The sequence below is a fragment of the Lachnobacterium bovis DSM 14045 genome (assembly GCF_900107245.1).
In the GTDB taxonomy this organism is placed as follows: Bacteria; Bacillota; Clostridia; order Lachnospirales; family Lachnospiraceae; genus Roseburia; species Roseburia bovis.
Genome location: NZ_FNPG01000058.1, coordinates 1 through 1020, shown reverse-complemented (window position 1 = coordinate 1020; position 1020 = coordinate 1). Strand labels below are relative to the sequence as shown.

The following is a 1020-nucleotide window of genomic DNA, read 5'->3' as shown; positions in this document are numbered from 1 at the left end:
GTTAAACGTTTTTTCAAAGATAAGAAAAAGACCAAAGAATACAATACAAGAAGAAAAAAAGTTTACATAGATTATCTTCTAAAAATGAGAAAAAAAATAATAAAAAAACAACTAGAGGAGAAGATTGCATATGAGTATATAAGCCCAACGACGGAAGATGTTTTGCAGATGGTTGAAGAAAAAAGCGCAAGACTTTATGAAAGAAATTTAATAGATGATGATTTTTTAGAAGTTTGTATGGGATATTTTGATGGAAATTCTGCACTTGATATTAAGTATGCAAGAGATGAACTTACAGTTGAAAAAGATGACTTAGAAATCAAGGCTAAGGACACTGTAAAAGAATTTAAAAAGATGAAAAACATTCCGCTTTCAGTAAGCTTAAGAAAAGCAAACTTAGGCCTAGTAGGAAGCAAGGAAAATGTAAATAAAAAACTAAAACGATTACTTGCACAGATTACATTTTTTCATAGTTATCATGATTTAGAAATTGTATTTATAAATGATGCAAAGTATGAAAAAGAGTTTGAATATATAAAGTGGTATCCACATTTGAAAATACATTCAATAAATGTAAGTGGTCGCATTTGTTCAGCCAGCGGAAAAGAGACTTTAAGTTCCCTCCAGCAGATTTTAAAGGAAAGAAAACAAATCTTAGAAGAAGATAAAAAAGATCATATATTTAAACCATATTTTCTTTTTGTAATTAATGAACCAAAGATTATTTTGAATCATCCAATCATGGAATATTTGCAAGAGATGGAAATGGATTTAGGTTGTAGCGTAATTTATACAACAGAAAATGAAGCCAATCTGCCAGAATACATTAACACAATTGTTTTACTTGAAAATAGCGAAAAAGGTCGTTTGTTAATAGAAGAAGGAGAGCGAAAAAACAAGAGATTTAACCTCTATAAGAAGTTGCCGCTTCCTGAAAGTAATACAAGAATAGTTGTTAATGAAGAAAACACAGAGGTCCAGAATTATTTGAATAATAATGCTGAAAATAACTTAGAATCC

At 29.2% G+C, this 1020-nt stretch carries 1 pseudogene; it reads left to right on the top strand.

Annotated features, from left to right (window positions below):
- Nucleotides 1-84: 84 nt before the first annotated feature.
- Nucleotides 85-1020, top strand: a pseudogene (locus tag BLV79_RS12365) (type VII secretion protein EssC); the annotation flags it as partial.